Consider the following 2,592-nt stretch of genomic DNA (forward strand, 5'->3'; position numbering starts at 1 on the left):
GACCTGATCGTCATCGACTACCTCCAGCTTGCCACCGCCGGCGGCGCCGATGGCGGCGGACGACGCGACATGAACCGGGTGCAGGAGGTGTCCGAGATCACCCAAAACCTGAAGGCGCTCGCCAAGGAGCTGAATGTTCCCGTGATCGCCCTCTCGCAGCTGTCGCGTCAGGTCGAGAACCGCGAGGACAAGCGGCCCCAGCTGTCAGACCTGCGCGAATCCGGCTCGATCGAACAGGACGCCGACGTCGTCATGTTCGTCTATCGCGAGAGCTACTATCTCGGCCGCTCCGAACCCCGCGAGGGCTCGGAGGAACACCTCAAGTGGCAGCAGGACATGGACGAGGTCCGCGGCAAGGCGGAGGTCATCATCGGCAAGCAGCGTCACGGTCCGATCGGCACCGTGAAGGTCAGCTTCGACGAAAACACGACCCGCTTCGGCAACCTGGCCCAGCCCGGCCGCTACGAGCCGCGCTGATCGGGGATCAGTGGGTCCAGGGCACCTTGCGATTCGTCGCGAAGTTGTCCGCGTAAGCTTTTATAATCACAGGCGCTTCGTGCGGCTCATAGACCCGGAACGGAATGCCGTGCTTCTCCGCATAGGCGACCGCCTCGGCCTGGGTGTCGAACTTCAGCCGGATCTGCCCATTCATGTCGCGCGAACTCGACCAGCCCATCAGCGGGTCCGGCGTCCGCGCCGACGCGGGCCCGAACTCCAGCGTCCAGGCCTGGGTCTTGGCCTTGCCGGACTGCATGGCCGTCTTGGCGGGGCGATAGATGCGCGCGAGCATGCCTTTGGTCTCCGTCATTCGCCGATGGTCGGGGCGGCAGGATTCGAACCTGCGACCCTCTGCTCCCAAAGCAGATGCGCTACCAGGCTGCGCTACACCCCGGGTCCTTCGGCGGATGCGCCTTCTGCCACGCGGCGCGCGCCGCCGCTAGCGGGTTCCGAAGAAGGGATGCAGCACCTGGTCCCCGGCCTCGGCGCCGATCTCGGCCGCCCGTCCGCCGCGCAGCTCGATGACGCCCGTGGCTGCTCCGTTCGAGGGGATCGAGGTCTCCGAATAGGGCGTGGTGTTGCGCGCGATCGAGACGATCCGTCCGTCCCCGGCCACATAGATGATGTCCAGCGAACTGGGCGTGTTCCGCATCCAGAAGGCCCGCTCGGCCGAATCAGGAAACTCGAACAGCATCCCCCGGTCGTCCTCGAGCGGCGGCCGGTACATCAGGCCTCTCTGGCGCTCCTGCTCGTCGTCGGCGATCTCGACCCAGAAGTCATGCTCGCCGCTGTCGGTGACGATGCTCAGCGGCTCGAGCGGCTCTCCGTCGGGCCCGGTGGGCGCGGACTGAGGCGTCGTGCAGGCCGTTAGGGTGACCGACGCGAAGAGTGCCGCGGCGAACTTGAACCAGCCGATCCCCGACATGGGACCTCCGTGGACTGAGGCGTCGCTAGACCGACGCGATCTCGGCCACCACCAGGCCCTTGGGCCCACGGGCGAACCGGACTTCCACTTCCTCCCCCGGCTGGAGATCGTCAAGCCCGCACCGCCGCAGGGTCTCGATGTGGACGAAGATATCCCCGTCCTGGCCATCGCGCATCACGAAGCCGTAGCCCTTCGAGCGGTTGAACCACTTGACCTTGACCCGCTCGGCCGGTCCTTCGAACGCCTCGGGCGCAGGACGCCGCGTCCGGATGCCGAAGTCGCCCCGCTCCCGCTTCAGGCCCTCATAGCCCGGCGTCCTCAGCTGAACGCCGCCCGCGGCGCCTTCTTCGAGCGAGACGATATTGGAGACCTGCCAGCCCTTGGGCCGCCGGACGACGTCACAGACGATGACCGCGCCCTCGCCGGCCGAATCACGCCCGCTGTCGCGCAGGCTGGTGATGTGGAGAAGCACGTCCTTCAGATCGGTCTGAGTTGGGTCATCCGGCACGATAAAGCCGTAGCCCTTGCCCGGATCGAACCACTTGACCCGGCCGTGGATGCGCACGCCCGACTCGGCGTCCGCCTCTTCGAAATCCAGCCCCGACATAATCCTTCTCGCCCCAAGCCCGATGGGCTCGTTACGGAGCATAACACGGTTTCGGGGCTGCTGTGACAGACCCAAAAATCACTGTTTTATTTTCAGGGAAAAATAGCCCGCGGTGGCAGTCCCTAGGGGAATCGAACCCCTCTTTTCAGGTTGAAAACCTGACGTCCTAACCGATAGACGAAGGGACCACTCGGCCGCGGACGGGCGATATAGCCGCCTCCCCGGGTGGGTGCAACCCCCGCTCAGCGTTGAATTCAGCCGATCCGGCGCGGGTCGTGAACGTCCTGGATTTCGAACTGCACGCCGCGCCTGCCGTTCCAGTCGTCAGGTTTCAGGCACCCCGCCAAATCCAGCGATCCGTTGGCGCCGAGCAGGGCTTCTCCCACCGCCGTCTCGGCCGCCCGCCAGGCGATGGCCCGCAACGATGCGCCGTCCGGATCGGTCGGCCGGCAGGCGATGTGGCCGCCGTTCAGGACCCGCACGTCGCGAACCAGCGCGCCCGACACCGCGAAGGTCGGCTCTGGGTTGCCGGTCCCGAACGGAGCGAGCTGCTCGAAACTCT

At 66.2% G+C, this 2,592-nt stretch carries 4 protein-coding genes, 2 tRNA genes and 1 pseudogene; 1 reads left to right on the plus strand and 6 read right to left on the minus strand.

What is annotated here, in order from left to right:
* Window positions 1-477 (plus strand): DnaB-like helicase C-terminal domain-containing protein (locus tag Q0M60_RS03030; RefSeq protein ID WP_296815763.1); only part of this gene is annotated, 477 nt, incomplete at its 5' end.
* A gap of 7 nt (window positions 478-484) precedes the next feature.
* Here Q0M60_RS03030 and Q0M60_RS03035 read toward each other — a convergent pair.
* The 6 genes and pseudogenes from Q0M60_RS03035 to Q0M60_RS03060 form a co-directional block, all read right to left on the minus strand.
* The gene (locus tag Q0M60_RS03035; RefSeq protein WP_296815766.1) at window positions 485-790 is read right to left on the minus strand and encodes an ETC complex I subunit; all 306 of its coding nucleotides are present in this window, start codon (window positions 788-790) and stop codon (window positions 485-487) included.
* A 25-nt stretch (window positions 791-815) separates the two neighbouring features.
* Window positions 816-892: transfer RNA gene (locus tag Q0M60_RS03040), tRNA-Pro, on the minus strand.
* A gap of 45 nt (window positions 893-937) precedes the next feature.
* The gene (locus tag Q0M60_RS03045) at window positions 938-1,423 is read right to left on the minus strand and encodes a DUF192 domain-containing protein (protein ID WP_296815769.1); all 486 of its coding nucleotides are present in this window, start codon (window positions 1,421-1,423) and stop codon (window positions 938-940) included.
* Window positions 1,424-1,448: 25 nt separating this feature from the next.
* Window positions 1,449-2,030: a cold-shock protein gene (locus Q0M60_RS03050; RefSeq protein ID WP_296815772.1), complete on the minus strand. Its 582-nt coding sequence runs from the start codon at window positions 2,028-2,030 to the stop codon at window positions 1,449-1,451.
* A 113-nt stretch (window positions 2,031-2,143) separates the two neighbouring features.
* Window positions 2,144-2,218 (minus strand) — tRNA-Glu (locus Q0M60_RS03055).
* 66 nt (window positions 2,219-2,284) lie between these two features.
* Window positions 2,285-2,592 (minus strand): annotated as a pseudogene (locus Q0M60_RS03060) (single-stranded-DNA-specific exonuclease RecJ); the annotation flags it as partial.

This window comes from Brevundimonas sp. (assembly GCF_024711105.1).
Classification (GTDB): domain Bacteria; phylum Pseudomonadota; class Alphaproteobacteria; order Caulobacterales; family Caulobacteraceae; genus Brevundimonas.

Excerpts from the sequence above, each read along its gene's own strand:
- Q0M60_RS03035 (WP_296815766.1), bottom strand. The coding sequence starts at position 790 with ATGCTCGCGCGCATCTATCGCCCCGCCAAGACGGCCATGCAGTCCGGC.
- Q0M60_RS03045 (WP_296815769.1), bottom strand. The coding sequence starts at position 1,423 with ATGTCGGGGATCGGCTGGTTCAAGTTCGCCGCGGCACTCTTCGCGTCG.
- Q0M60_RS03050 (WP_296815772.1), bottom strand. The coding sequence starts at position 2,030 with ATGTCGGGGCTGGATTTCGAAGAGGCGGACGCCGAGTCGGGCGTGCGC.